This window comes from Streptomyces sp. ADI95-16 (assembly GCF_003721495.1).
Classification (GTDB): Bacteria; Actinomycetota; Actinomycetes; order Streptomycetales; family Streptomycetaceae; genus Streptomyces; species Streptomyces goshikiensis.
The window spans coordinates 4,920,097-4,947,066 of the sequence record NZ_CP033581.1; the positions used below are offsets into that span (position 1 = coordinate 4,920,097).

At 72.2% G+C, this 26,970-nt stretch carries 20 protein-coding genes; 13 read left to right on the plus strand and 7 right to left on the minus strand.

Translation table 11 applies throughout. From position 1 onward, the window contains the following. Window positions 1–74: 74 nt before the first annotated feature. Window positions 75–1,703, plus strand: a complete 1,629-nt coding sequence (gene groL / locus EES41_RS22020; RefSeq protein WP_123079983.1) for a chaperonin GroEL — start codon at window positions 75–77, stop codon at window positions 1,701–1,703. 71 nt (window positions 1,704–1,774) lie between these two features. Here the strand turns inward: groL and EES41_RS22025 are convergent, their stop codons facing one another. After that, the gene (locus tag EES41_RS22025) at window positions 1,775–2,485 is read right to left on the minus strand and encodes an ester cyclase (RefSeq protein ID WP_123079984.1); all 711 of its coding nucleotides are present in this window, start codon (window positions 2,483–2,485) and stop codon (window positions 1,775–1,777) included. 58 nt (window positions 2,486–2,543) lie between these two features. Further along, window positions 2,544–3,317, minus strand: coding sequence for an SDR family oxidoreductase (locus EES41_RS22030; RefSeq protein WP_123079985.1), 774 nt, complete (start codon window positions 3,315–3,317; stop codon window positions 2,544–2,546). A gap of 192 nt (window positions 3,318–3,509) precedes the next feature. On the opposite strand from EES41_RS22030, the gene EES41_RS22035 reads away from it, so the two are divergent. Beyond that, window positions 3,510–4,409 carry a LysR family transcriptional regulator gene (locus tag EES41_RS22035; RefSeq protein ID WP_123079986.1) on the plus strand — a complete coding sequence of 300 codons (900 nt, stop codon included), beginning with the start codon at window positions 3,510–3,512 and terminating at the stop codon, window positions 4,407–4,409. Between the two features lie 105 nt (window positions 4,410–4,514). Here EES41_RS22035 and EES41_RS22040 read toward each other — a convergent pair whose 3' ends face one another. Beyond that, a complete protein-coding gene (locus tag EES41_RS22040; protein ID WP_008739615.1) occupies window positions 4,515–4,841 on the minus strand; it encodes a WhiB family transcriptional regulator in 327 nt (108 codons plus the stop codon). 390 nt (window positions 4,842–5,231) lie between these two features. Here EES41_RS22040 and EES41_RS22045 point away from each other — a divergent pair, with 390 nt between their 5' ends. The 4 genes from EES41_RS22045 to EES41_RS22060 all read left to right on the plus strand — a co-directional run bounded on the left by EES41_RS22045 (window position 5,232) and on the right by EES41_RS22060 (window position 9,851). Beyond that, window positions 5,232–5,843, plus strand: a complete 612-nt coding sequence (locus EES41_RS22045) for a response regulator transcription factor (protein ID WP_003948568.1) — start codon at window positions 5,232–5,234, stop codon at window positions 5,841–5,843. Window positions 5,844–6,232: 389 nt separating this feature from the next. Beyond that, window positions 6,233–6,862 (plus strand): sigma-70 family RNA polymerase sigma factor, encoded by a 630-nt coding sequence (locus EES41_RS22050; RefSeq protein ID WP_008739613.1) that lies wholly within the window; start codon window positions 6,233–6,235, stop codon window positions 6,860–6,862. Window positions 6,863–6,976: 114 nt separating this feature from the next. Further along, a complete protein-coding gene (guaB, locus tag EES41_RS22055; RefSeq protein WP_123079987.1) occupies window positions 6,977–8,485 on the plus strand; it encodes an IMP dehydrogenase in 1,509 nt (502 codons plus the stop codon). Between the two features lie 241 nt (window positions 8,486–8,726). Next, on the plus strand, window positions 8,727–9,851 hold the full coding sequence (locus tag EES41_RS22060) for a GuaB3 family IMP dehydrogenase-related protein (RefSeq protein WP_123079988.1): 1,125 nt from the start codon (window positions 8,727–8,729) through the stop codon (window positions 9,849–9,851). Between the two features lie 71 nt (window positions 9,852–9,922). On the opposite strand, the gene EES41_RS22065 is transcribed toward EES41_RS22060, so the two are convergent. The 3 genes from EES41_RS22065 to EES41_RS22075 all read right to left on the minus strand — a co-directional run bounded on the left by EES41_RS22065 (window position 9,923) and on the right by EES41_RS22075 (window position 11,743). Next, window positions 9,923–10,240: a type II toxin-antitoxin system PemK/MazF family toxin gene (locus EES41_RS22065; RefSeq protein WP_123079989.1), complete on the minus strand. Its 318-nt coding sequence runs from the start codon at window positions 10,238–10,240 to the stop codon at window positions 9,923–9,925. After that, window positions 10,237–10,437: a hypothetical protein gene (locus tag EES41_RS22070; RefSeq protein ID WP_123079990.1), complete on the minus strand. Its 201-nt coding sequence runs from the start codon at window positions 10,435–10,437 to the stop codon at window positions 10,237–10,239. Before EES41_RS22070 ends, EES41_RS22065 begins: the two co-directional genes overlap by 4 nt. Window positions 10,438–10,513: 76 nt before the next feature. Then, complete coding sequence (locus tag EES41_RS22075) at window positions 10,514–11,743, minus strand: nucleotide sugar dehydrogenase (protein ID WP_123079991.1); 1,230 nt, start codon at window positions 11,741–11,743, stop codon at window positions 10,514–10,516. A 239-nt stretch (window positions 11,744–11,982) separates the two neighbouring features. Here EES41_RS22075 and EES41_RS22080 point away from each other — a divergent pair, with 239 nt between their 5' ends. The 7 genes from EES41_RS22080 to EES41_RS22110 all read left to right on the plus strand — a co-directional run bounded on the left by EES41_RS22080 (window position 11,983) and on the right by EES41_RS22110 (window position 26,494). Continuing rightward, window positions 11,983–13,689, plus strand: coding sequence for a glycerol-3-phosphate dehydrogenase/oxidase (locus EES41_RS22080; RefSeq protein WP_123079992.1), 1,707 nt, complete (start codon window positions 11,983–11,985; stop codon window positions 13,687–13,689). 170 nt (window positions 13,690–13,859) lie between these two features. Further along, entirely contained in the window at window positions 13,860–16,451 is a 2,592-nt protein-coding gene (locus tag EES41_RS22085; RefSeq protein WP_123079993.1) for a serine/threonine-protein kinase, read from the plus strand. Between the two features lie 116 nt (window positions 16,452–16,567). After that, complete coding sequence (locus EES41_RS22090) at window positions 16,568–19,144, plus strand: protein kinase (RefSeq protein ID WP_123079994.1); 2,577 nt, start codon at window positions 16,568–16,570, stop codon at window positions 19,142–19,144. Window positions 19,145–19,270: 126 nt separating this feature from the next. Next, a complete protein-coding gene (locus tag EES41_RS22095; protein WP_123079995.1) occupies window positions 19,271–21,070 on the plus strand; it encodes a serine/threonine-protein kinase in 1,800 nt (599 codons plus the stop codon). 103 nt (window positions 21,071–21,173) lie between these two features. After that, window positions 21,174–22,805, plus strand: coding sequence for a succinic semialdehyde dehydrogenase (locus EES41_RS22100; protein WP_123079996.1), 1,632 nt, complete (start codon window positions 21,174–21,176; stop codon window positions 22,803–22,805). 26 nt (window positions 22,806–22,831) lie between these two features. Beyond that, a complete protein-coding gene (locus tag EES41_RS22105) occupies window positions 22,832–24,655 on the plus strand; it encodes a GMC oxidoreductase (RefSeq protein WP_164495905.1) in 1,824 nt (607 codons plus the stop codon). Between the two features lie 189 nt (window positions 24,656–24,844). Then, window positions 24,845–26,494: a peptidase gene (locus EES41_RS22110; RefSeq protein WP_164495906.1), complete on the plus strand. Its 1,650-nt coding sequence runs from the start codon at window positions 24,845–24,847 to the stop codon at window positions 26,492–26,494. 109 nt (window positions 26,495–26,603) lie between these two features. Here the strand turns inward: EES41_RS22110 and EES41_RS22115 are convergent, their stop codons facing one another. Next, window positions 26,604–26,864: a chorismate mutase gene (locus EES41_RS22115; protein ID WP_073773758.1), complete on the minus strand. Its 261-nt coding sequence runs from the start codon at window positions 26,862–26,864 to the stop codon at window positions 26,604–26,606. Window positions 26,865–26,970 lie beyond the last annotated feature (106 nt).

Here is a 26,970-nt window from a genome sequence, read left to right on the forward strand (position 1 = left end):
GCGAGGGGCGTAGTTCGTTCTAGGCGGTCGCGGTGAGCGGCCGGGGATCGCAACGAGAGGGCTGAACCGCTCCCATGCCGAAGATTCTTAAGTTTGACGAGGACGCCCGTCGCGCTCTTGAGCGCGGCGTCAACAAGCTTGCCGACACGGTCAAGGTGACGATCGGTCCCAAGGGCCGCAACGTCGTCATCGACAAGAAGTTCGGCGCCCCCACCATCACCAACGACGGTGTCACCATCGCCCGCGAGGTCGAGCTGGACGACCCGTACGAGAACCTGGGCGCGCAGCTCGTGAAGGAGGTGGCGACCAAGACCAACGACATCGCGGGTGACGGCACCACCACCGCCACCGTGCTGGCCCAGGCGCTCGTCCGCGAGGGCCTGCGCAACGTCGCCGCGGGTGCCTCCCCGGCCGCCCTGAAGAAGGGCATCGACGCCGCGGTCAAGGCCGTGTCCGAGGAGCTCCTCGCGACCGCCCGCCCGATCGAGGACAAGTCCGACATCGCCGCCGTGGCCGCGCTCTCCGCGCAGGACCAGCAGGTCGGCGAGCTCATCGCCGAGGCGATGGACAAGGTCGGCAAGGACGGTGTCATCACCGTCGAGGAGTCGAACACCTTCGGCCTGGAGCTGGAGTTCACCGAGGGCATGGCCTTCGACAAGGGCTACCTCTCGCCGTACATGGTCACCGACCAGGAGCGTATGGAGGCCGTCCTCGACGACCCGTACATCCTGATCAACCAGGGCAAGATCTCGTCCATCCAGGACCTGCTGCCGCTGCTGGAGAAGGTCATCCAGGCGGGTGGCTCCAAGCCGCTGCTGATCATCGCCGAGGACGTCGAGGGCGAGGCGCTCTCCACCCTCGTCGTCAACAAGATCCGCGGCACGTTCAACGCCGTGGCCGTCAAGGCCCCGGGCTTCGGCGACCGCCGCAAGGCGATGCTCCAGGACATGGCCACCCTCACCGGTGCCACCGTCATCGCCGAGGAGGTCGGCCTCAAGCTCGACCAGGCCGGTCTGGACGTACTCGGTTCCGCGCGCCGCGTGACCATCTCCAAGGACGACACCACCATCGTCGACGGTGGGGGCGAGTCCTCCGAGGTCCTCGGCCGCGTCAACCAGATCAAGGCCGAGATCGAGTCCACCGACTCGGACTGGGACCGCGAGAAGCTGCAGGAGCGCCTGGCGAAGCTCGCCGGCGGCGTCTGCGTCATCAAGGTCGGCGCCGCCACCGAGGTGGAGCTCAAGGAGAAGAAGCACCGCCTCGAGGACGCCATCTCGGCGACCCGCGCCGCGGTCGAGGAGGGCATCGTCTCCGGCGGTGGCTCCGCGCTCGTCCACGCCGTGAAGGTGCTGGAAGGCAACCTGGGTCTGGCCGGCGACGAGGCCACCGGTGTCGCGGTCGTCCGCCGCGCCGCCGTCGAGCCGCTGCGCTGGATCGCGGAGAACGCCGGTCTTGAGGGTTACGTCATCACCTCGAAGGTCGCCGAGCTCGACAAGGGCCAGGGCTTCAACGCCGCCACCGGCGAGTACGGCGACCTGGTCAAGGCCGGCGTCATCGACCCGGTCAAGGTCACCCGCTCCGCGCTGGAGAACGCCGCTTCCATCGCCTCCCTGCTGCTCACGACCGAGACCCTGGTCGTCGAGAAGCCGGCCGAGGAAGAGGGCGACGCCGGTCACGGCCACGGTCACGGCCACAGCCACTGATCGCGTCCCACGCCGAGAAGGCCCCGTTCCGCAGCCGCGGAACGGGGCCTTCCCCGTTCTTCCCGGATTTCTCAGGATCCGTACGGGGATCCCGACCCGCCCATCTGGCGTTGCAGTTGTCCGGGGTTGTAGTGCCACCAGCCCTCGGTGATCTCCCCGCCCTGGCAGCGGAAGGTGGTGCTCCCCGACATCTCGTACGTCTTCCCGGTCGAGGCGACCCCCATGAACTCGCCCTTCTGGGTGCCGCGCCAGTTCCACACCGTCGTGACCAGGTTGCCCTCGGACAGCTGGGCCACCGGCTCGAAGGTCATGTCGAAGGCCTTGCTCCAGGTCTCCACGTCCGACCGCATGGCGTCGCGCCCGATGACGGTCGACTCCGCCTTGCTGGCGTCGTGGTCGATGTAGTTCACCGCGTAGCACTCGTCCAGGACGCGCATGTCGCCGCCCATGAGCACTTCCCGGAACACCCGGTCGACCAGCTGCTTGTTGAGGTGCTCGTCGCGGACCACGTCGAGGTTCACGAACTTCGGCATTCCCTCGCAGAGGGCCACCATCTGCTCGAACATCCGGTCCGTCTCGGGGAGGTGAGAGTTCCTCATGGCGTCCTCGTACGAGGCGAATTCCACCATGTCCACGTAGTGGTTCCGGGCTTCGCGGTCCTGGCCGATCATCGTGTGGGTCGCGGTGCGCTTCCCGCGGCTCTGCTCCGCCCAGCGGTCGATGAGCGCGTTCATCTCGTCGAACCGCCTGGTCTCGTAATCGATCACTTGTACGAATGTCATCGCGTCGCCTCCCGCTGGAGATGGGACATGTCCAGTTTAGGGAGTCAATGCCTTTTTGTTACTGGGGGCCGTACTTGCGGCCCGTACGCGAGGACATCCCGCCCAGCAGACCGCGCGGCGTCAGCTTCACCACGCCCATCAGCGCCTTGTAGCGCGGGTCCGGGACCGACACCGTCTTGCCCCGCGCCAGGTCGGCCAGCGCCGAGGCCACCAGCTTGTCGGCGTCGAGCCACATCCAGCCCGGGATGTTGTCCGTCCCCATGCCCGCCCGCTGGTGGAACTCCGTGCGCACGAAGCCCGGGCACAGCGCCATCAGCCGCACGCCGGAGCCCGACAGGTCCCGCGCCGCGCCCTGGGTGAACTGCACGACCCACGCCTTGCTGGCCCCGTAGGTGCCGCGCGGTACGAAGGCGGCGACCGAGGCCACGTTGATGACCCCGCCGCGGCCGCGCGAACGCATCGACGCGGTGGCCGCCGAGGTCAGCCGCAGCACCGCCTCGACGTGCACCTTCAGCATGGTCAGCTCGTCGGCCATCGGGACTTCGAGGTAGCGCCCCTTGTTGCCGAAGCCCGCGTTGTTGACCAGCAGGTCCACCGGGTGCGTGCGGTCGTCGAGGCGCTGCTCGACCGCGGCGATGCCCTCCTCGGTGGCGAGGTCGGCGGCCAGCACCTCGGCCTCGATGCCGTGCCGGTCGTGCAGCTCGGTGGCCTGTTCGGCGAGCCGCTTTGTATCGCGGGCCACCAGTACGAGGTTGTGCCCCTGGGCGGCGAGCCGCCGGGCGAAAGCGGCGCCGATGCCCGCCGTGGATCCCGTAATCAACGCAGTCGTCATGTGCGCAACCTAGCCGCCCGGGCTGACGGCGCCGAGCGGGCCCGGCCCGTGGCCGCGTCGGCCGTACTTCGCCGCGCCGGCCGCAATTTCTCCGCGTACCGCGAGGATCACGGACCGTGTCGTCCCCGGCGGCGACTCAAAGAGCCGGGCGGACATTCGCGCCGCGGTCAAAGCGGGGCTTATGCTCGAAGGGTGATCGAGGCACGTCATCTCCGGGTTCTGCGCGCTGTCGCCGGGACCGGGTCCTTCTCCGCAGCCGCCCGCGAGCTCGGCTGCACCCAGCCGGCCGTCTCCCAGCAGATGAAGGCGCTGGAGCAGTCGGCCGGCACCCCGCTGCTCATCCGTACGGGGCGCGAGATGCGGCTCACCCAGGCGGGTGAGGCGCTGGTCCGGCACGCCGCCGGGATCCTCGCCGGGCTGACGGCCGCCGAGGAGGAGGTCGCGGCCATCGCGGGGCTGCGCGCGGGCCGGGTCCGGCTGGTGTCCTTCCCGAGCGGGAGCTCGACCCTGGTGCCGACCGCGCTCGCGGCGATGCGCGCCGAGCACCCGGGCACCCGTATCTCCCTGGTCGAGGCCGAGCCGCCGCGCTCCGTGGAGATGCTGCGCGAGGGCGACTGTGACGTGGCGCTGGCGTTCCGGTACGGCGGGGCGGCCCATTCCGCGGCGGAGTGGGAGGATCTCGTGGTGCTGCCGCTGCTGACCGACCGGCTCGTGGGGCTGGTTCCCGACGGGCACCGGCTGGCCGGTGCGGAGCGGGTGGGCATGGCGGAACTCGCCGACGAGCCGTGGATCGCCGGCTGTCCGCGCTGCCGCCGCCATCTGGTGGAGGTGTGCGAGGTCGCGGGCTTCACCCCGCGGATCGACTTCGCCACCGACGACTACCCGGCCGTGGTGGGCCTGGTGGGCGCCGGTCTGGGCGTCGCGGTGCTGCCGGAGCTCGCGGTGGAGTCCGTACGGGCCAAGGGCGTGAGCACCCTGAGCGTGGAGCCGGCGGTGGAGCGGGAGGTCGTGGCGCTGACGCTGCCCGATCTGGCCCGCGTGCCGGCCGTGGCCGCGACCCTGGCCGAGCTGGAGCGGGCCGCCGCGCGCTGAGCGCGCGCAGGGCCCTCGCCGTGCGCAGGGCCGGACGCGGGACGGCGCGAGCTGTTCCGGGAGACGCGCGAGGAAACGTTCCTTCAGGCGTCTCCCGGCCGCCGGTCAGTGGGGCGCGATCGGTCCGATCGAGGTCGAGGCGGGGATCAGGCGGTGCCGCGCGCGGCCCATCAGCTCTTCTCGTTCGTCTTCGGTGAGGCCGCCCCACACCCCGTAGGGCTCGCGGACGGCCAGGGCGTGAGCGGCGCATTCAGAGCGCACCGGGCAGCGCATGCAGACCTCTTTAGCCGAGGCCTCGCGCGCGCTCCTGGCCGCGCCCCGCTCGCCTTCCGGGTGGAAGAACAGGGAGCTGTCGACTCCCCGGCAGGCAGCGAGCAGCTGCCAGTCCCAGAGGTCGGCGTTCGGTCCGGGGAGGCGGGAGAAATCTGCCATGGGTAGTCCTCTTGGTGCCGGTACTGAGGCGGATACGGTCCATGTCTCCAACGGGTCTCCACACCTACTGTCGTAGTAGATGTAAATATGACTCATTGGGAATCTAGCCTCAGACACGTGCCAAACGGAAGGAAAGCCGCCAAATAGGGCATAGCTCCAGATGGAGGACAGATGACTTGCGCCTCCGGCGTTGTGATCGGGTCCTCACGTAGAGTGCCGAAGGTGTCCGTCGAACCCGTAACTCTTTCGAGTGACCATCGTTGAGAGTGCGAAGGCGGTTGAAAGAAGAAGTTCTCGGACATGTGTCCGAGAGCATCGACCGCACAGGTGACGATACGTACCAGCCTGGAGGCTCAAGGTGACGCGCATCAGCAGCTGCGGAGGGCGGTCATGACATCCGTCCTCGTCTGCGACGACTCCCCGCTTGCCCGAGAGGCGCTCCGTCGCGCGGTTGCCACCGTGCCCGGCGTCGAGCGTGTGACGACGGCTGCCAACGGCGAGGAAGTCCTCCGCCGCTGGGGTGCCGACCGCTCCGATCTGATTCTGATGGATGTACGGATGCCCGGGCTGGGCGGTGTGGAGACGGTGCGCCGGCTGCTCTCGGCCGACCCGGGCGCCCGCATCATCATGCTGACGGTCGCCGAGGACCTGGACGGCGTGGCCCTCGCGGTCGCCGCCGGCGCCCGGGGTTACCTGCACAAGGACGCCTCGCGCGCCGAACTGCGGGCCACGGTCACCCAGGCCCTGGCCGACCCGACCTGGCGACTGGCCCCGCGCCGGCTCCGCTCGGCCGAGATGGGCGCCGCGCCCACGCTCACCGCGCGCGAGATCCAGGTCCTGGAGGGCATGAGCCACGGCCGGTCCAACGCGGAGATCGGGCGCGAGCTCTTCCTCTCCGAGGACACCGTCAAGACGCACGCCCGCCGGCTGTTCAAGAAGCTGGGCGCCTCGGACCGGGCACACGCCGTGGCGCTCGGTTTCCGCTGGGGCCTGGTCCGCTGACCGTCCGCTGACCGCACGCCCACCGGCCGGCCACCGCCCCTGACCGGGGCAGACCGGCCGCGGGCCGGCATCCGGGAGCGGTCCCGCCCGCCACCGGCGGGCGGGGCGGCGCACCGCCCCTTCCGGCCGGCCGGAAGGGTCCCGTCGTACCCGGTGCGCGGCCGGGGATTGGCGGGGCACAATCCGGGGGACGTGTCGCTTCGTGCGCGATGCCGCATCCTTGAGTGTGTGGCCGCGTTTTTCGGAGATGGGGCCGCGGGGATGATTCGGGCCGAGCGGAGGGGAGGGCGCAGACGATGAGTACCGGCGCACCCGCTCACAACGCTTCGATGCACAACAGTGACGACCGCGGTGCCACGAATGCTCCGGCGTCAAGGCACCATGGATTGATGCGTGACGACGACGCCCAGGGGTCACCCGCGGCCGCAGGCCCGAGCGGCGCCGCCAAGGGCGGCAGTGCCGCCGGTGTCAGCGCACTCGTACGCCGGGCGGTGGAGGGCGACGAGCAGGCGACGCACGATCTGCTCGCCTTCGTGCACCCCCTCGCCATCCGCTACTGCCGCACCCGGCTCTCGCGGCTCCCCGGTGACGCCCGTCACTTCGTGGAGGACCTCGCGCAAGAGGTCTGTGTCGCCGTCCTGATGGCGCTGCCGCGGTACCGGGACACCGGGCGGCCCTTCGAGGCCTTCGTCTTCGCCATCGCCGCCCACAAGGTCGCCGACCTCCAGCGGGCCGCCATGCGGCACCCGGGGAGCACGGCCGTGCCCTCGGACGAGATGCCGGAGCGGCCGGACGACTCGCTGGGCCCGGAGGAGCGGGCGCTGCTCAGCAGCGACGCCGCCTGGGCCAAGAAGCTGCTGGCCAACCTGCCGGAGAACCAGCGCGAGCTCCTCGTCCTGCGCGTGGCCGTCGGGCTGACCGCCGAGGAGACCGGGCAGATGCTCGGGATGTCCCCCGGCGCGGTGCGGGTGGCGCAGCACCGGGCCCTCAGCAGGCTCCGCGCGCTCGCCGAGCAGTAGTTCCCCTCGTAGGAACAGACGAAACTTCTCCTTGACCTTGGTCGTGGAATGAGACGCGGCGGTATCCCGTTAGCATGGACATCCGCGCTGAGCAAGACCATTTGGGAAGGTGTCATGACCGACAGCGGTTCGACCGGAGTACCCGACAAATTCGCCACGCTCGGACTGACCTACGACGACGTGCTGCTGCTGCCGGGCGCGTCGGACATGTCGCCTGACGCGATCGACACCTCTTCCCTCATCTCGCGCAACGTGCGCGTGAACGTCCCGCTGCTCTCCGCCGCCATGGACAAGGTCACCGAGGCCCGCATGGCCATCGCGATGGCCCGCCAGGGCGGCGTCGGCGTCCTGCACCGCAACCTCTCCATCGCGGACCAGGCCAACCAGGTCGACCTGGTCAAGCGCTCCGAGTCCGGCATGGTCACCGACCCGATCACGGTGCACCCGGACGCGACGCTGCGCGAGGCCGACGAGCTGTGCGCCAAGTTCCGCATCTCCGGCGTGCCCGTCACCGACACCGCCGGCAAGCTGCTCGGCATCGTCACCAACCGTGACATGGCCTTCGAGTCGGACCGCAGCCGCCAGGTGCGCGAGGTCATGACCCCGATGCCGCTGGTCACCGGCAAGGTCGGCATCTCCGGCGTGGACGCCATGGAGCTGCTGCGCCGCCACAAGATCGAGAAGCTTCCGCTGGTCGACGAGGCGGGCCTCCTCAAGGGCCTCATCACGGTCAAGGACTTCGTCAAGGCCGAGAAGTACCCGAACGCCGCCAAGGACAAGGACGGCCGCCTCCTGGTCGGCGCCGCGGTCGGCGTCGCCGGCGACGCGTACGACCGCGCGCAGGCCCTGATCGAGGCGGGCGCCGACTTCATCGTCGTCGACACCGCGCACGGCCACTCCCGCCTGGTCGGCGACATGGTCGCCAAGATCAAGTCGAACTCCTCGGTCGATGTCATCGGCGGCAACATCGCCACCCGCGACGGCGCCCAGGCCCTCATCGACGCCGGCTGCGACGGCATCAAGGTCGGCGTCGGCCCCGGCTCGATCTGTACGACCCGCGTCGTCGCCGGCATCGGCGTCCCGCAGGTCACCGCGATCTACGAGGCCTCCCTCGCCGCCAAGGCCGCGGGCGTCCCGGTCATCGGCGACGGCGGCCTCCAGTACTCCGGCGACATCGCCAAGGCCCTGGTCGCGGGCGCCGACACGGTGATGCTCGGCTCGCTGCTCGCGGGCTGCGAGGAGTCCCCGGGCGAGCTGCTCTTCATCAACGGCAAGCAGTTCAAGTCGTACCGCGGCATGGGTTCGCTCGGCGCGATGCAGTCCCGCGGCGACCGCAAGTCCTTCTCCAAGGACCGCTACTTCCAGGAGGGCGTGGGCGGCGACGACAAGCTCATCCCCGAGGGCATCGAGGGCCAGGTCCCCTACCGCGGCCCGCTCTCCGCGGTCGTGCACCAGCTCGTCGGCGGCCTGCGCCAGTCGATGTTCTACGTCGGCGGCCGCACCGTCCCGGAGCTCCAGGACCGCGGCCGGTTCGTCCGCATCACCTCGGCGGGACTCAAGGAGAGCCACCCGCACGACATCCAGATGACGGTGGAAGCGCCGAACTACTCCCGTAAGGGGTAACCAGGCAGGCGGTGCCGAGCGCATGAGGGCGGGTCCGGAGCAGCCGGGCCCGCCCTTCGGCCGCCCGGCGGCCGGCGCCCGGGAGCCCCGGCGCTGCGCGCCGCGCCGGGGCTCCGCCCCGGACCCCGCGCCTCGAACATCGGCGGGGCTGAACACGGCGTCCGTACAGCGGTCACCGGAACGCGGGTCCCCGGCCTTCGGGGATACTGGACAGGCAGACCCAGAGGAAAGGCCACCACACGTGACTGAGATCGAGATCGGGCGCGGCAAGCGCGGCCGCAGGGCGTACGCGTTCGACGACATCGCCATCGTCCCGAGCCGGCGTACGCGGGACCCGAAGGAGGTCTCGATCGCCTGGCAGATCGACGCCTACCGTTTCGAGCTGCCCTTCCTCGCAGCCCCCATGGACTCGGTCGTCTCCCCGCAGACCGCCATCCGCATCGGCGAGCTCGGCGGCCTCGGCGTGCTGAACCTCGAAGGCCTGTGGACCCGGTACGAGGACCCGCAGCCGCTGCTCGACGAGATCGCGGAGCTGGACGAGGAGACGGCCACCCGCCGCCTCCAGGAGATCTACTCCGCGCCGATCCAGGCCGACCTGATCCGGCAGCGCATCAAGGAGGTGCGCGACTCGGGCGTCGTCACCGCCGCCGCGCTCTCCCCGCAGCGCACCGCCGAGTTCTCCAAGGCCGTCGTCGACGCGGGCGTGGACATCTTCGTCATCCGCGGCACCACGGTGTCGGCGGAGCACGTCTCCGGCGCCGCCGAGCCGCTGAACCTGAAGCAGTTCATCTACGAGCTCGACGTCCCGGTCATCGTCGGCGGCTGCGCCACCTACACCGCGGCCCTGCACCTGATGCGCACCGGCGCGGCCGGTGTCCTGGTCGGCTTCGGCGGCGGCGCCGCGCACACCACGCGCAACGTGCTCGGCATCCAGGTCCCGATGGCGACCGCCGTCGCGGACGTGGCCGCGGCCCGCCGCGACTACATGGACGAGTCCGGCGGCCGCTACGTGCACGTCATCGCCGACGGCGGCGTGGGCTGGTCCGGCGACATCCCGAAGGCCGTCGCCTGCGGCGCCGACGCCGTGATGATGGGCTCCCCGCTGGCCCGTGCCACCGACGCGCCCGGCAAGGGCAACCACTGGGGCATGGAGGCCGTCCACGAGGACGTGCCGCGCGGCAAGAAGGTCGACCTGGGCACGGTCGGCACCACCGAGGAGATCCTCACCGGCCCGTCGCACTCCCCGGACGGCTCGATGAACATCTTCGGCGCGCTGCGCCGCTCGATGGCCACCACCGGCTACAGCGAGCTCAAGGAGTTCCAGCGGGTCGAGGTCACCGTCGCGGACTCGCAGCACAGCCGCTGACGCCCCGTACGGCGCACGTACGACGCCGGAGGGCCGGCACCCCGCTCGGGGTGCCGGCCCTCCGGCGTGTGTCACAGCCCGAGGTACAGCGTGACGGCTTGTTCGACCTGGGCGAGCTCGTACCGGTCCAGATAGTGCACCGGGTCGCCGTGTACGAACGACACGTCGACCGTGCGGATCTGGTCGACCAGCAACCGGGTGAGCCTTCCGGCGATCTCCAGCTCGGGACGGAAGGGGGATTCCTGGGCGCTGGTCGAGGTGGGGACGATCGTCACCACGCTCCAGGCCATGCCGCTCGGGCTCAGGACGAGGCCGTAGCGCTTACCTCGCTGCTCGTGCCCGCGCTTGGCGTCGCCCAGGTCCACGCGGTAGACGGCACCCCGGATCACCAGGCGTCCGGTTCGCCGCTCAGGTCCTCGTCAACCAGCCGCTCGGCCGCCGCCCGGGCCTGTTCGAGCCACGCCTCCCGCTCCAGCAGCCGCAGGGCCCGTCTGATCACGTCGCTGGTCCGCTCGCCGTCGCGCATGGCCGCCGCGATGATGCGCTCGTCCTCTTCGGTGGGCCGAAACCCTATGGTCGTCGCCATGCCTCCAGACTACTCTCGGTGCAACATCTGTGCAACGAATGTTGCACGCCATTGCCCGGCCGGGTGAGTGTGGCGGTCACAGCCGGTGGGCGGCGCCGACGGGGCTCGCGCCGCGCGTGTCCAGGAGCAACTGGGCCTTCACCGCCAGGCCTTGGAGGTCGTACGTGCGGTGGTGCTGGAGCAGGATCGTCAGATCGGCGTTGGCGGCGGCCTCGTAGAGCGACTCGGCGCGCGGCACCGGCTGGTCGCGCACCCTCCACCCGGCGATGTACGGGTCGTGATAGCTGATCAGGGCGCCGAGGTCGAGGAGGCGGTTGGCGATCTCGCCGGCCGGGGAGCCCTCCTGGTCGGCGAGGTCGGGCTTGTACGTGACCCCGAGCAGCAGGACCCGGGCGCCGCGGGCGGATTTGCCGTGTTCGTTCAGCAGGGTGGCCGAGCGCTGGATGACGTACTGGGGCATCCGGTTGTTGATCTCCTGCGCCAGGCCGACCATGCGCAGGGGGTGCCCGGGGGTGCGGGTGGTGTGGGGGAGGTAGTTGGGGTCGAGCGGGATGCCGTGGCCGCCGACGCCGGGGCCGGGGCGGAAGGCCTGGAACCCGTACGGCTTGGTCTCGGCGCAGCGGATGACGTCCCAGAGGTCGACGCCCAGGTCGTGGCAGAGGACCGCCATCTCGTTCATGAGGGCGATGTTGACGTGCCGGTAGTTGGTTTCGAGGAGCTGGACGGTCTCGGCCTCGCGCAGGCCGCGGGCGCGGACGACCTTCTCGGTGAGCCGGGCGTAGAAGGCGTGGGCGGACTCGGTGCAGGCGGGGGTGAGGCCGCCGATCACCTTGGGGGTGTTGGAGACGCCGTGCGTGCGGTTGCCCGGGTCGAGGCGGCTGGGGGAGTAGGCCAGGTGGAAGTCCCGGCCGGCGCGCAGTCCGGAGCCCTCTTCGAGGATCGGCCGCAGGTAGTCCTCGGTGACGCCCGGGTGGACGGCGGATTCGAGGATGACGGTGGTGTGCGGGCGCAGCCGGGCGGCGAGGGTGCGGCCGGCCTCGCCCACGGCGGTCAGGTCGAGCGCGCGGTCGGCGCCGAGCTGGGTGGGGGCGCAGATGACGGCCGTGCGGACCCGGCCGAGTTCGGCGGGGTTGGTGGTGATCCGGAAGCCGGCCGCCGACATGCGGCGGATCTCGGCGGCGGTGAGGGTGCTGTCCGTGGCCGGACCGCTGTCGTAGCCGACGGTCTCGATCCTGGCGGCGACGGCCGCCTGGGCGAGGGGGAGGCCGAGGTGGCCGAGTCCGATGACGGCGAGATCTGCGGGCATGGGGGGCCGTCCCTTCCCTTCCCTGACATGCATGAGGGGGCGGTGCGCGCAAGTCCTGTGGACCGGGGGAGCGGACTGGAGCTGGCGCAATGTCAGACTAGGCGTATATATGACAGAAATGTCGCATTGCGTGGCGGTGGTCGCCCTTGTGTTGTCCACAGGCGGTGGCCGATGCGGGTGCGGGCGGTCAGAATCAGGAGAACGGGGGATGTGAGAGGGATCACCAACGGGAGGCAGTCGTGAGGACAGCGGCACTGGGACCGGTCCAGCGCGCCGAGGCGCTCGCACGGATGGCCGAGCGGGAACTGGACGTACTGGTGGTGGGCGCGGGCGTGGTGGGAGCCGGAACCGCGCTGGACGCCGTGACCAGAGGACTGTCGACCGGCCTGGTGGAGGCGCGGGACTGGGCCTCGGGCACCTCCAGCCGGTCCAGCAAGCTGATCCACGGCGGCCTGCGGTACCTGGAGATGCTCGACTTCGCCCTCGTGCGGGAGGCGCTCAAGGAGCGCGGGCTGCTGCTGGGGCGGCTGGCGCCGCACCTGGTGAAGCCGGTGCCGTTCCTGTACCCGCTCCAGCACCGGGCCTGGGAGCGGTTCTACGCGGGCTCCGGCGTCGCGCTGTACGACGCCATGTCGCTCTCCAGCGGGCACGGGCGCGGGCTGCCGGTCCACCGCCACCTGTCGCGCACCCAGGCCCTGCGGGTGGCTCCGGCGCTGCGCAAGGACGCGCTGGTGGGCGCCCTGCAGTACTACGACGCCCAGATGGACGACGCGCGGTACGTCACCACGCTGGTGCGGACGGCCTCGGCGTACGGGGCGCACTGCGCCAACCGGGCGAGGGTGGTCGGGTTCCTGCGCGAGGGCGAGCGGGTCGTCGGCGCGACGGTGCGCGACGTGGAGGGCGGCGGGGAGTACGAGGTCCGCGCGAAGCAGGTCGTGAACGCGACGGGGGTGTGGACGGACGACACCCAGGCACTGATCGGGGAGCGGGGGCAGTTCCACGTACGGGCGTCGAAGGGCATCCACCTCGTCGTCCCGAAGGACCGGATCCACTCCTCGACCGGGCTGATCCTGCGCACGGAGAAGTCGGTGCTGTTCGTGATCCCGTGGGGGCGGCACTGGATCGTGGGGACCACGGACACGGACTGGGACCTGGACAAGGCGCATCCGGCGGCCTCCAGCGCGGACATCGACTACCTGCTGGAGCACGTGAACTCGGTGCTGGCGGTGCCGCTCACGCGGGACGACGTCCAGGGGGTGTACGCGGGCCTGCGGCCACTGCTCGCCGGCGAGTCGGACGCGACGAGCAAGCTCTCCCGGGAGCACACGGTGGCGCACCCGGTGCCGGGGCTGGTGGTCGTGGAGGGCGGCAAGTACACGACGTACCGGGTCATGGCGAAGGACGCGGTGGACGAGGCGGTGCACGGGCTGGACCAGCGGGTGGCGGAGTGCGTGACCGAGGACGTGCCGCTGGTGGGGGCGGAGGGGTACCGGGCCCTGTGGAACGGGCGGGCCCGGATCGCGGCGCGGACGGGGATCCATGTGGCACGGGTGGAGCACCTGTTGAACCGGTACGGGTCGATGACGGAGGAACTGCTGGAACTCATCGCGGCGGACCCCGGGCTGGCGGAGCCGCTGGGCGGGGCGGAGGACTACCTGCGCGCCGAGGTGGTGTACGCGGCCTCGCACGAGGGGGCGCGGCACCTGGACGACGTCCTGACGCGGCGGACGCGGATCTCGATCGAGACGTTCGACCGGGGGACGCGGTCGGCGCGGGAGGCTGCGGAGTTGATGGCTCCGGTTCTGGGGTGGGACAAGCAGCAGATCGAGAAAGAAGTGGAACACTACGAGAAGCGGGTGCAGGCGGAACGGGAATCCCAGCGCCAGCCGGACGACCAGACGGCGGACGCGGCGCGGCTGGGGGCGCCCGACATCGTTCCGTTGTAACTCCGGGATCTGGAACGGGGAACCGTAGACCCGGGGCGCCCGTCCGTTGCGGAGTGAGGAACAATGAGGGTTCTGCCGGGGCGGGTTCTGCCGGGGTTGGTCACCTGACACCCCGGCCGCCGGGGCTGCCGGGGCGGCCTGAGCAGGCGGCACGATCGCAGAGGGGACGCATGTCGAAGCCGGAGCACACCGAGTCGCCGGAGCCGTCTGTCGGAGCCGGATCGCCTGCGGCGAAGCCGGGCCCGGCTCCGACGGCTCCGGGGCCCGCCGATCCCCCCGCGCCCGCGTCAGCGGCCGGGGACCCGGATCCGGCCAAGCCGACGGCCGCCAAGCCCGGGGCGAAGGGTCCGGATCCGGCCAAGCCGAAGGCCGCCAAGCCTGCGGCGAAGGGTCCGGATCCGGCCAAGCCCGCGGCCGGCAAGTCGTCCGCCGCCGCGGACGCCTCCGCCGAGCCCGAGCCCGAGGATGCGAAGCCGGTGGCCGCAGCCAAGGCCGCCGCCGAGCCCGAGGACGCGAAGCCCGCGGCTTCCAAGGGCGCGGGCACGCCCGCGGCCGCGCCGGGCAAGTCGTCCGCCGAGGCCGAGGACGCGAAGCCCGCGGCTTCCAAGGGTGCGGGCAAGGCCGCTTCCGGGGGGCTGGATCTGGCCAAGCCCGCAGCCGGCAAGTCGTCCGCCTCCGCCGAGGCCGAGGACGCGAAGCCGGTGGCTTCCAAGGGTGCGGGCAAGGCCGCGCCGGCCGCGCCGGTGAAGGCCAAGGCGAGCAACCCCGTGACCGAGAAGGCCGACGCCGTGGCCGCCGAGGTCAAGGCGCGGGCCGAGGCGGCGAAGGCCGCCGGGAACGGCCAGGACAAGGGGCGGCTGCTCGCGGGCCGCTACCGGCTCGGCGCCGTCCTCGGCAAGGGCGGCATGGGCACCGTCTGGCGCGCCGAGGACGAGACCCTCGGCCGGACGGTCGCCGTCAAGGAGCTCCGCTTCAGCACCGGGGTCGACGAGGACGAGAAGCGCCGCCTCATCACCCGTACCCTCCGCGAGGCCAAGGCCATCGCGCGGATCCGCAGCGGCGGCGCCGTCACCGTCTACGACGTCGTCGACGAAGACGGCCGCCCGTGGATCGTCATGGAGCTCATCGAAGGCCCCTCGCTGGCCGAGTTCATCCGCGAGCGCGGCACGCTGACGCCCCGTCGCGCCGCCGAGGTCGGCCTCGCGGTGCTCGACGTGCTCCGTGCCGCGCACGGCCAGGGCATCCTGCACCGCGACGTGAAGCCCTCCAACGTGCTCATCGCCGGCAACGGCCGCGTCATCCTCACCGACTTCGGCATCGCGCAGGTCGAGGGCGACCCCTCCGTCACCTCCACCGGCATGCTCGTCGGCGCCCCCTCCTACATCTCGCCCGAGCGCGCCCGCGGCCAGCGGCCCGGTCCGCCCGCCGACATGTGGTCGCTCGGCGGTCTGCTGTACGCCGCCGTCGAGGGCGTGCCCCCGTACGACAAGGGCTCCGCCCTCGCCACGCTCACCGCCGTGATGACCGAGCCGGTGGACCCGCCCAAGAACGCCGGCCCGCTGACCGAGGTCATCTACGGCCTGCTGGTCAAGGACCCGGCCCGGCGCCTCGACGACGAGCGCGCCCGCGCGATGCTCACCGCGGTGATCAACGCCCCCGACGAGCCCGAGCCCGCCCCCGAGCCGGTCCCCTCCGCGGAGGAGACCCGGCAGATCTCGCTCGTCGAGGCCAAGCAGGCCGCCGAGAAGATCACCGAGGCGAAGGCAGAGAAGAAGGAGCGCGAGCGCCGCGAGCGCGAGCAGCGCGAACGGGCCCGCGCGGTACTGAAGGCGACCCGCAAGGCCGCGGGGGTCCCGGCCGCCTCGGCGGCCGCGCCGCCCGCCGCCCGCCCCGGCGGCCCGGTCGCGGCCTCGCTGACCGATGTCATGCCGCGCCGCACCATCGCGCTCGCGATAGCCGGCGTGATCGTCGTACTGGCCGTCATCGGCTCGCTGGTCGTCTACGCGTTCAGCGGCGACGACAAGGACGGCGGCAAGAACGAGGGCAAGGGCGGTGCGACCCCGAGCGCCTCCGCCAGCGCCTCCACGGGCGCCGCCGCGGGCGGTACGGCCAAGGGCGGCGACGCCAAGGCCAGCGCGGACCCCAAGGGCGGCGGCGGGGAAGCCTCCCCGGGCCAGTCGCCGGGCAACCAGCAGAGCAGCCAGGGCCAGACGCAGGGCCAGACCCAGGGGCAGACGCAGGGACAGGGAGAGGGCGGCGACAGCCAGGGCCAGGGGGCCGCGCCCGGCACCCCCGGCGGCACCCTCCCGGCCGGCTACGCCACGGTGACGGACCCCCGGTTCCACTTCACCATGGCGATGCCCGAGGGCTTCCACCAGACCGACACGGCGGGTGAGAACTCCGGCGCGATATACAGCCGCGACGGTGGCTTCCCCCGCATCCAGGTCGACTTCAACGGCAGCCCGCTCGACGACGCGCGCGCCGCGTGGGCCTCGCTGGCCCCGGCGGTGGCGGGCAGCAGCAAGAACTACAAGGTGATCCGGATCGAGTCGGTGAAGTACCGGGACTATCCGACCGTCGCCGACTGGGAGTTCGAGCGCGACCAGAAGGGCATCCGGGTCCGGGTGCTCAACCGCGGCTTCAAGGCGGACTCGAAGCACGGCTTCGCCATCATGATCAGCTGCCCCGCCGCCGACTGGGACGGCCCGGAGTGCACGCAGTTGCGCACGACGGCATTCGAGACGTTCCAGATACTGGGCTGACGCGGAACACCCCACCCGTACGGACGGGCCTCGTCAGGCCCGGGACGCGGGCGGCCCCGGCGACGTATCGTGTCAGAGGGGCCAAGGGGAGCCCAGCCGCACTCGGGGGAGGCGATGTGGAGGACTACGCGGGCCGGATCCTCGCCGACCGCTACCGTCTGCCGCTGCCGCCGTCGGACGAGTACGAGCTGATCGAGACCCGGGCCTTCGACACGCGCAGCGGCCAGGAAGTCCTCGTCCGGCAGGTGCCGTTACCGGAGGTCGTGGACGCGGAGCTGCTGGACGGCTCGCGGACCCGGCCGGCCGGGCGCGCCGCGGCCGGGGAACTCCCGGCGGTGCGGCGGGCGATCGCGGCCGCTCAGGCGGCGGCGTCGGTACCGGACCATCCCCGGCTGGACCAGGTCTTCGACGTGTTCGCCGAGGGCGGTTCGCTGTGGATAGTGAGCGAACTGGTCCCCGCGAGGCCGCTGGCCGCGCTGATCGCCGACGAACCGCTGAGCCCGTACCGGGCGGCGGAGGTCGCGGCCGACGTGCTGACCGCGCTGCGGGTGTTGCACGCCCACGGCTGGACGCACCGGAACATCACGGTGCGGACCGTTCTGGTGTGCGACGACGGGCGGGTGGTCCTGACGGGCCTGGCGGCGGGAGCCGCCGAGGAGGCCCTGTGCGGGTACGACCCGGTCCCGCCGGACGGCTCCGCCGATGAGCCGGGGCCGGGGTCAGGGTCAGGTCCCGGGCCCGGGGACCCGTGGGGCACCCCGCAGCCCGCGCCCGGCGCCGGCCGCGTCCCGCTCGCGGGTCCGCCCGGTCCCACCGCCGCCCTGGACCCCGGGTCCGACGCCGGGCTCCCCTCCGGGGACGGCGTGGGGCTCAACCCCGGGTCTGATGCCGGGCTCGACCCCGGATACGGCGCCGGGTTCGATCCCGGGCCCGACGCCCGGTTCAACCCCGGGTCCGGCGCCGAGTTCGGCCCGGGGTCCGATGCCGGGTCTGATGCCGGGTTCAACCCCGGGTCCGGCGCCGGGTTCGAACGGGGGGCGGGCGCCGGGAGTTACGCGCCGCTCGTCGCGCCCGGGTACGACACCGGGCCGCGCTACTCCGACCACATCACCCCCGGGCGGCCCGCCGAGGAGCCCGACCCCAAGGCCGCCGCGCGCGCCGGGGCAATCGCCGCCTACCGGGCCGGGGCGCAGGCCGCCGCCGCCCGCAAGGCGCAGGCGCGGCCCGAGGGGTCGAACCTGCCGGAGGGCTACTCGTACCCGTACGGCGGCCCGGACGCCAACACCGCTCAGGCGGAGCTGCCCTGGCCCGGCATCACCCCGCGCGACCAGCCGCTCCCCGCGGCAGAACCGGAGCCGGAGCCGGAGGGGGAATCGCAGGGGGAACCGGAGCCGTCGGCCCGCCCCGCGCTGCCCGCGCAGCTGGCCCTCCCGCAGGGCTACCGCCAGGCCGAGGCGGACCTGCCCCGGCCGCTGCCGCGCGCCGCCGAGGACGGCTGGGGCGGCGGTGGCCCCCGTACCGGACTCGACGCCGAGCGGGCGCGCCAGACCCGGATGGCCGTCGTCGGGGCCGTCACCGAGCGCTGGGCCCCCGAACAGGCCCGCTCCGTACAGGGCCCCTGGCAGCTCGCCGCGCCCGTCGGGCCCGCCACCGACCTCTGGGCGCTCGGCGCGCTGCTGTACCGCGCCGTCCAGGGGCACGCCCCGTACCCGGAGGACAGCGCGGCCGAACTCGTCGAGATGGTCTGCGCCGAGGCGCCCGCCTTCGCCGAGGAGTGCGGCCCGCTGCGCCCCGTCGTGGAGTCGCTGCTGCGTCAGGACCCCACCGAGCGGCCCGACTTCGAGGAGCTGCGCGGCTGGCTCCGCTCGCTCGTCCGGTCGGCGCCCGAGCCCGACGGCGGCATGGGCATCGGCATGCTCCCGATGCCGGAACCGGACCCCGCGAAGCTGCCCGTCGTCCGCAGGCGCGGCGACCTCCACGGCCGGCACCGCAACCCGGCCGCCCCGCGCCGCCGTCGGCCCCTGGGACGGACCCTGCTCGTCGGCGTCCTGGCCCTGCTCGCCGGGGCGGTCGCGTACGCGATGGTGTTCATGCCCCGGTCCGGCGGGGCCGAGGAGCCGCAGAACGCGGGCAAGCCCGTACCGCAGCAGTCCCCGTCGCGCTCCCCGGCGGCCACGAAGCCGCAGCCGCAGCCCGAACAGAGCGGCGGCACGCCGCAGTCCAAGCCCGCCCCGCAGACCGCCCCGGAGGGCTACACGATCCAACAGGACCCGGAGCACTTCGAGATCGCCGCACCCAAGGGCTGGGAGCGCCACGGCGTCAACGAGGCCGGCCAGGTGCGCTACACCGACGGCGCGTTCACCCTGACCGTCGTCCCGGGCCGGGACAAGGTGCGGGGCAATCCGGATCCGGCGACGTACCAGAAGGACACGGAACCGGAGTTGAACGCCTACCGCAATTCCACCTGGACCACCAGCGGAGACATCAAATCCACCACGGTGGGCCAGCAGCTCCGTGTCACGGGCCGCTACACCTGGCACGATGCCAATGGCCGCAGCGTGTTCGCCCGCAACTTCGTCGTCGCGCTCGGCAACAGTTACCACGTCGTCATGGTCACGGGTCCGGAGGACGAGCAGGACAAGGTGACCGAAGTCTTCGAGAAGGCCACGGGGAGTTACAAGTCGGGCGGGTGAACGCCGCCTGACGGGCGGTCAAGTACGGTAATTGCGTCACAGTGCGGTCTCACCGACCCCGCGCGGTTCCGGCTTCGCCCGCAGGCTCCGTAATCTGGCCGCAAGTGCAAAGGGTGGCGGGGATCAGTGGAACAGCAGACAGGCGCGGGTGCGGTGCTCGCGGGCCGGTACCGGCTCGTCGAGCCCATCGGCAGTGGCGGCATGGGCAAGGTGTGGCGCGCACACGACGAGCTGCTGCACAGGACGGTCGCCGTAAAGGAACTGACGGCGGGTCTGTACGTCGCTCAGGCCGACCGGGACGTCCTGCACGCCCGGACGCAGAAGGAGGCCCGGGCCGCCGCCCGGATCCAGCACCCCGCGGTGGTCACCGTCCACGACGTGCTGGAACACGACGACCGGCCGTGGATCGTCATGGAGTACATCGACGGTCCCTCCCTCGCCGACGCGGCCAAGTCGGCCGGCCGGATCGAGCCCCGCGAGGCGGCCCGCATCGGGCTGCACGTCCTGGGCGCGCTGCGCGCCGCGCACGCGGTGGGCGTGCTGCACCGGGACGTGAAGCCGGGCAACGTGCTGCTGGCCAAGGACGGCCGGGTGCTGCTGACGGACTTCGGGATCGCCGCGATCGAGGGCGACTCGTCCATCACGCGCACCGGTGAGATCGTCGGCTCCATCGACTACCTGGCCCCGGAGCGGGTCACGGGCGGCACCCCGGGGACGGCGTCGGACCTGTGGTCGCTGGGCGCGACCCTGTACACGGCCGTCGAGGCCCGCTCGCCGTTCCGCCGTACCTCGCCGATCTCCAGCCTCCAGGCCGTGGTCAACGACGAGCCGCCGCCGCTGAAGCAGTCGGGGGCGCTGGGGCCGGTCATCACCGCCCTGCTGCGCAAGGACCCGGCGGAGCGGCCCGCGGCGCAGGAGACCGAGCGGATGCTGCTGGAGGCGATGGAGGGCCGGGAGCCGAAGGCGGCGCACGCGTACGTGCCGACGCGCGCGATGACCGCGCGGGAACTGGCCACCGCCGAGTCCGGCCCGGACCCCCGCGCCCCGCACCCCTACGATCCGCACGCCCAGGACCCGCGGTCCTCGCCGCACGCGCAGCAGCCCGGTCCGACGACCGCCCTGCCCGAACAGCCCGCTCCGGCGACGGTGACGGCTGCGGCCCATGCCCATGCCCAGGCGGCCCATGCCCAGGCCCCTGCTCCGGCCCCGTTCCCGGCCCCTCTCCCCGCGCCCGGGTCCGAGCGCCCCGGCCGGGTCAAGCGCGCGGCGGTCGTGGCGCTGGTGGCGGCGCTGATCGGCGGCGGCGGTGTGTTCGGCGTGCTGAAGCTCACCGGTGACTCGGGCGACGGCGGCTCGGGCGGTAAGGGCCAGGGCGGCTCGGGCTCGGACAAGAACGCGAGCGCCCCCGACCGGACGGGCGATTCCGCGGGTCAGGACGGCGCCGCCGGGCAGGGCGAGGAGGCCACCCCGCCGGCGGGGTGGAAGAAGGTCACCGACCCGGCCGGGTTCACGCTGTTCGTCCCCGACGGCTGGAAGCGCCAGATGGACGGCGACCAGATCGACTACACGCCGGACGGCGGCAAGCACTTCATCCGGATCGCCGTCGACGAGACCGCGGACTACGACAATCCGTACACGCACATGCTGGAGATGGAGAAGGAGCTGAAGAAGCGCTCCGACTACAAGCGGTACGACCTGCACGGGAACTCGTTCCGGGACACCACCCGGGCGGCCCTGTGGGACTTCGGCTGGACGGAGAAGGGCGCCCAGGCCGGTTCGCGCCGGGCCATCGAGCAGATGTACATGACCCCGGACAACACTGAGTACGCGGTGTACATGTCGGGGCCGGCCGCCGACTGGTCGAAGACGCGGGAGCAGTTCGACACGGTGCTCAGCGGGTGGGAGCCGCCCGAGGGGACGAGCTGACGCGGCGGCGTCCGGTCATCCTGCCAGCGTTCACTGGCGGAAAAGGCAAAATCCGGTTACCCACGGGTACCCAAAGGCCTCCCGGCGGAATACGCTCACCGCCATGACGGACTCGCAGGCCCCCGCCGCCCCCGACCGCGCCGTACCGGAGCCCACCAACCCGGTCGCCCCCGCCCCGGCAGGGGCCCGTACCGCCGCCGACGTGGTGACCCCGGAGCTGGTCGCCAGGCTGACGCGCGGAGTGATCGGCTCCGGCCGCACCGCCAACCACACCCCCTTCACCGGGGAGAAGCTGGCGGACCTGCCCGAGGCCACCCCCGAGGACGTGGCCGCCGCCTTCGAGAAGGCCCGCGCCGCCCAGTCCGCCTGGGCCGCCGTCCCCGTGCGCCGGCGCGCCGCCGTCCTGCTCCGCTTCCACGACCTGGTGCTGTCCCGGCAGGCCGAGGTCCTCGACCTCATCCAGCTGGAGACCGGCAAGGCCCGGCTGCACGCCCACGAAGAGGTCCAGGCCGTCGCCGTCTCCGCCCGGCACTACGGCCGCAAGGCCCCCGGGTACCTGCGGCCCAAGGGCCACACGGGCGCCATCCCGACCCTGACCAAGGTCACCGAGCTGCGCCAGCCGCGCGGCGTCGTCGGGCAGATCGCGCCCTGGAACTACCCCCTCGAACTCTCCGTCGGCGACGCGCTGCCCGCCTTCGTCTCCGGCAACGCCGTGGTCATGAAGCCCGACACCGAGACCGCGCTCACCGCCCTGTGGGCCCGTGACCTGCTGATCGAGGCCGGGCTGCCCGCCGAGGTGTTCCAGATCGTGCTCGGCGAGGGTCCGGTCGTCGGCCCCGAGGTGGTCCGCCACGCCGACTACGTTTCGTTCACCGGCTCCACGCGTACCGGCCGCGAGGTCGCCCAGGGCGCCGCCGCCCGCCTCGTGGGGGTCACCCTCGAACTCGGCGGCAAGAACGCCATGCTCGTCCTGCGCGACGCCGACATCGAGAAGGCCGCCGCCGGCGCCGTCCGCGCCTGCTTCTCCTCCGCGGGCCAGCTGTGCATCTCCATCGAGCGGCTCTACGTCCACGCCTCCGTCGCCGACGAGTTCACCGCCCGCTTCGCCGCCCGGACCAAGGCGATGCGGCTCGGCGCCTCCCTCGCCTACGGCGCGGACATGGGCTCCCTCGTCGGCGAGCGCCAGCTGGAGAACGTACAGCGGCACGTGGACGAGGCCGTCGCCAAGGGCGCCACCCTCGTCGCGGGCGGTGTGGCCCGGCCCGACATCGGCCCGCTCTTCTACGAGCCCACCATCCTCGACGGCGTCGAGGCACCCATGTCGGTGTGCGGCGAGGAGACCTTCGGCCCCGTCGTCTCCCTCTACCGCTTCACCGACGAGGACGAGGTCATCGCGCGGGCCAACGCCACCGCGTACGGCCTCAACTCCAGCGTCTGGACCAAGGACGCCCGCCGAGGCCACGCCGTCGCCGCCCGGCTGCGCACCGGCACCGTCAACATCAACGAGGGGTACGCGCCCGCCTACGGCAGCGCCCAGGCCCCCATGGGCGGCATGAAGGACTCCGGCCTCGGACGCCGGCACGGCTCCGAGGGCATCCTCAAGTACACCGAGGCCCAGACCGTCGCCCACCAGCGGCTCCTCCCGATGGCGCCCTCGCTGGGCATGGACGACGAGAAGTACGCGGCGTTCATGACCCGCAGCCTCAAGGTCATGAAGACGCTCCGATTCCGCTAGGCACCACCGCTCGGGGAGGCACCGCAGTGTCGGACAACACCGACGAGTACGCGTACGACTACGACGTCATCGTCATCGGATCGGGCTTCGGAGGGTCGGTCTCGGCACTGCGGCTCACCGAGAAGGGCTACCGGGTCGGCGTCCTGGAGGCAGGCCGCCGCTTCACCCGCGAGAGCCTGCCGAAGAACAGCTGGGACCTGCGCAACTACCTGTGGGCCCCCGCCCTCGGGCTGTACGGGATCCAGCGGATCCACCTCCTCGGCAACGTGATGGTGCTCGCGGGCGCCGGCGTGGGCGGCGGCTCGCTCAACTACGCCAACACCCTGTACGTGCCGCCGGCGGCCTTCTTCGAGGACCGGCAGTGGGCGGCCATCACCGACTGGCGCGAGGAACTCGCCCCGTACTACGACCAGGCCAAGCGGATGCTCGGTGTCCGGCTCAACCCGACGCTGACCCCGTCCGACGTCCATCTCAAGGCCGCCGCCGAGAAGATGGGCGTCGGGGACTCCTTCCACATGGCCCCCGTCGGGGTGTTCTTCGGCGACGGCGAGGACGGCCGGGAAGGCGCCGAGCGGCCGAGGGTCCGGGCGGGCGAGGAGGCCCCCGACCCGTACTTCGGCGGCGCCGGCCCCGCCCGCAGGGCCTGCACCGAATGCGGCGAGTGCATGACCGGATGCCGGCACGGCGCGAAGAACACCCTGGGCGAGAACTACCTGTACCTCGCCGAGCGCGCGGGCGCCGTCATCCACCCCATGACCACCGTCACCGCGCTGTCCGAGCACCCGGACGGCGGCCACCGGATCCGCACCGTCCCCACCGACCACCGCCGCTCCGGCAAGGCGAAGGTGCTGCGCGCCCGGTACGTGGTCCTCGCGGCCGGGACCTACGGCACCCAGACCCTCCTGCACACCATGAAGGACCGCGGCGAGCTGCCCCGCCTCTCCGGCCGGCTCGGCGAGCTGACCCGCACCAACTCGGAGGGCCTGGTCGGCGCGCAGACCGACGACCGCCGCTACCGCAGGCGCCACGGCGAGGGCGCCGGCAAGGAGCGGCGGGCCGACTTCACCAGGGGCGTGGCGATCACCTCGTCCGTGCACCCCAACGCCGACACCCACATCGAGCCCGTCCGCTACGGCAAGGGCTCCAACGCCATGGGGTTCATGACCATCCTCCAGGTGCCGTACGCCCCGCACCGGGTCCGGGCCTGGCTGGCGCGGACCGCCACGCACCCCGTGCAGCTGCTGCGCTCGCTGTCCAACCGGCGCTGGTCGGAGCGGACCATCATCGGCCTGGTCATGCAGTCGCTGGACAACTCCCTGACCACCTACCGCAAACCGGGCGGCCTCGGGAAGGGCCTGCTCACCGCCCGCCAGGGCCACGGCGCCCCGAACCCGGTGCAGATCAAGGAGGCCACCGAGGCCGCCACCCTGCTGGCCGAGGAGATCAACGGGTTCCCGGGCAGCAACGTCGGCGAGCTGATGGGCACCCCGCTGACCGCGCACTTCCTCGGCGGCTGCCCCATCGGCGCCTCCCCGCGGGAGGGCGTGGTGGACCCGTACCACCGGCTGTACGGGCACCCGGGCATCTCGGTCGTGGACGGTTCGGCGGTCTCCGCGAACCTCGGGGTCAACCCGTCGCTGACGATCACGGCGCAGGCCGAGCGGGCGATGTCGTACTGGCCGAACAACGGCGAGCGGGACCCGCGGCCGCAGCAGGGCGCGGCCTACGCCCGCCTCGCGGCGGTGGAACCGGTCAGTCCGGCCGTCCCGAAGGAGGCCTTCGGCGCGCTGCGGCTGCCGTTCCTGGCCGTCCCGGACGTGCCCCCGCGCACACCGGAAGCGGAGCTCTGACGGCCACGTCCGCCCGGACATGACGGCGGCGGGCACCGCGCTCCCCCTCCGAGCGCGGTACCCGCCGCGTTACTGGTGTGACAGGCGGTCACGGCGGAAGGTTGTACCGGAGTCCGGCGAGGTGGCCTGTGGTGTCCGTCACATGGCGGGACGGGCAACTGCGACGCACGTTCGGGGGTCAAGGGGGGCATGAGAAAGCGCATCTCTTTGCTGGCCGCGAGCGGCCTGGTGGCACTGGGCCTGGCCACCACCCCCGCGCACGCCGCGGACCCCGTCTTCACGCTCAGCGGCCCGGCCGAGGTCGGCCTGCGTCCGCACCCCGGACCGAGCGGGGACGCACACAAGACCACCGTCGAATTCCGCGTCGACAACACCACCGGCACGGTCTTCGACAAGCGGAGCACCTTCACGATCGACCTCGGCGCCCTCAAGGGCATCGCCGACGTGACGCTCGCCAAGGGCCACAGTCAGGGCTGCACGCAGACCGCCACCGCGGTGACCTGCGCGGCGGAAGGGCTCTACCCGCGCGACAGCGAGGTCGCGACCCTGGAACTCAGCGCCGCCAAGGACAGCAAGCTCGGCGCGAGCGCCGATCTGACGATGACCGGCAAGACCGAGGGCGCCACCTTCAAGCAGGCCACCACCAGGGTCAAGGTCGGCGGCCCCGACCTGGTGCTGGAGGAGGCCGCGCTCAAGGCGAAGATGAACCCCGGCGACACCCAGGGCCTGCCGATCGTCTTCGCCAACGCCGGCACGGAGTCCGTGAACGGCGTCGCGCTGCGGATCGACACCACGCACGGCATGGACCTGGTCGAGAAGTACGACAACTGCTCGGTGGACAAGGCGTCCGACTGGACCACCGGCACGGTCTGCGTCCTCGACGGGGAGTTCAAGCCGGGCGCGGTCTACGAGGTCTCCGGCGCGCTGACCCTCAAGGCCGCCGCGCACGCCTTCCACGACGGCATCGTCTACTCCGTGAACGCGGCCGGCAAGGAGCCCGCGGCCCGGCAGCAGCTGGGCAAGAACACCGCCGGCACCGGCAAGAAGCTGGCCGTCACGGAGCGGACGCCGGCCAAGGCGGCCCTGCGCCCGGGCGCCGACCTCGCCCCGGGCGACAACCGGCACGAGTTCGACTTCGAGGTCAAGAACACCGCCGACCTCGCGGCCGACGCCCTGTCCCTCAAGGGCAAGGCCGGCGACACCGTCCGGGCCGACCTCGGCTTCCGGAACAAGGGCCCGGCCTGGGTGTCCTACGCGCGCCGCGGCTCGGGCGTCGCCCGTACCGACATCGTGATCCCGCAGGGCGCGAAGGTCACCAAGGCCCCCGCGGGCTGCGAGGGCGTCGAGGCCGACGGAACGAGCCGCAAGCAGAACGCGGGCGCCCCGCGCTACTTCTGCTGGACGGACTCCGCGCTGGGCGAGCAGGAGAAGGTCTCCTACCCGTTCGAGCTGAAGATCGAGAAGGTCGTGGCGGACGCCAAGGGCTCCGTCACGGTCGACGGCTGGGCTCCCGACGGCATCCAGGCGGAGGGCTTCGACCCGAACAAGGCCAACGACAAGGCCGCGTTCGTGATCAACGCCAGGGACACCGGCCCCACGCCGGGCCCGACCTCCTCGACCGGCAGCCCGTCCCCGAAGCCGAGCTCCTCCACGAGCCCGTCCCCCTCCGTCTCGGTGACCACCACCGCCGCCGTCACCGGTACGGGCCCCAAGGCCAACGGCAACCTCGCCTCGACCGGCAGCTCCGTGGGACCGGTCGCCTTCGGCGCGGCCGTGCTGGTCGCCGCGGGCGGCCTGCTGTTCGTGGCGGTCCGCCGCCGCGACACCGGGCGCGCGTGACGACGTAACGCGGGAAGGGCCCCTCCCCGCACAACGGAACGGCCGGTCCGGGGACGCCCCCGGGCCGGCCGTTCCGTTGTGTGGCTGACAGAGCTGACGGGGCCGCGGTTCACACCCGGCCGCGGCACAGCTCCAGCAGGGTCATCGCGAGCGTGGTCCCGGGCTTGCCGAGGGCGTCGCTCCAGTGCGACAGCACCTCCATCTCGCGCGACAGGTGCACCCGGCGGCCGCCCGAGGTGATCCGGGCCTCCTGGATCACCGTCGAAACGGCCATCCGCTCCTGGATCAGCCCGATGATCCGGTCGTCGATGGCGTCGATGCGCTCGCGGGAACCGGCGATCAGCTGCTCGGGGGTGGTGGTGACGGTCATGGTCTCTCCTGTGGGTCGCGGCGAAAGGGGACCGGCCGACGGGAGCGGAAACGCGGAGCGCCCCGGTCCTGTCGGACCGGGGCGCTCTGGGAAGTCAGCGGCTCAA